Origin of the sequence: Paenibacillus sp. OT2-17 (assembly GCF_009827695.1) — a bacterium.
Taxonomy (GTDB): Bacteria; Bacillota; Bacilli; order Paenibacillales; family Paenibacillaceae; genus Paenibacillus; species Paenibacillus polymyxa_B.
On sequence record NZ_WUDQ01000827.1, the window covers coordinates 1 to 1209 of the forward strand.

The following is a 1209-nucleotide window of genomic DNA, read 5'->3' on the forward strand; positions in this document are numbered from 1 at the left end:
ATTGTTAATTTTCGATATGCGCCAACTGGATTATCTGAGCAAGAATTAGATTCACTCAATAAAAGGATCTCCCAAGAAATGATGACAAACGGATACGCCTCTGTGCTTACGACACAACTTAATGGAAAAACTGTTCTCCGAATCTGTGCAATTCACCCAGACACTACTGAACATGAGATAAGGAATACAATTCAGCTTTTATCGAATATAGCACGCTCATTGAATGAGACAAAAGCCTTTTTGTGATGAAAAATTGTGAAATGAAATGCTACACTTTCTGTAAATGAATAAAAATGCTCAACATCACACAAATAAAAGGGGCTCGCGGCCCCTCTTTACTGTTTCTCCCTACCTCTTCCAAATTAATGTCCTTGTTCAGTAAAAATGAACAGCACTCAATCCTAAAACGTTTTTTTGGAATGCAGGAACATATTCAAATTCCCCTCTAGCCCTCGTGCATCAATGCCTCTCATCTCGATATATCACTACCACGCACTCCACATGTGTCGAGACGATGGAAGGGATATAGTTTTTAAAATTGTACTTATTTTTATCAAACAAAGGATGTTTTTAGTTAAGTTAATTTGTCTCTGATTCTACTCCTTTTATCTCACTTAAAGCTTTGTTTAAATCATCTTCAAATTCATAAATAGATTGATAACGAAGTACTCGTGATTTCATAGCTTTTATAACAACACTCTGACATACAACTCGAACATAATATATTTTTTTAGGTAATTTACCGCTCAAAACATAATACAACAAAGCTCCAAGTGAATAAATGTCGGATAAGTTAGTAGAATCAGCTAGATTTTTAAGTTGCTCTGGGTCAGTGAACGCTTCTTGCCCATAACCCTTTCTTGATAGGCCTGTATGAAATGAGTGTGATTCAGAGTCCTTTGCAAGTCCGAAATCAGCCACCTTAACTAAAAGTCCATTAATCGTTTCGAATAGTAATATATTATTCGGAGATAAATCCCGATGAAACTTATTACGGTCGTGTAAATACTTGACGCCAGACAGAATTTGTGTAAAAATCTCAATCCTTTGCTTTTCCGAAGCATTACGGTTTTTTTTCACCCATTCATCTAGAGAAAAGCTAGCTAGTGGCATCGTAAACCAGGAAGGCGAACTGTCGAGTTGAAACTTCTCCACTTCTATAATGTTTTCATGTTGTAGTTTTTCACTTAAAACTTTAACTTCTCTCTT

The 1209-nt window shown here is 35.9% G+C and carries 1 protein-coding gene and 1 pseudogene; one reads left to right on the forward strand and one right to left on the reverse strand.

Annotation, left to right across the window (positions count from 1 at the left end):
• A pseudogene (locus tag GRP75_RS30175) lies at window positions 1–246 on the forward strand (glutamate decarboxylase); the annotation flags it as partial.
• 333 nt (window positions 247–579) lie between these two features.
• Here GRP75_RS30175 and GRP75_RS27440 read toward each other — a convergent pair.
• Window positions 580–1209: protein kinase domain-containing protein (locus GRP75_RS27440; RefSeq protein ID WP_160790948.1), on the reverse strand; the 630-nt coding region annotated here is incomplete at its 5' end.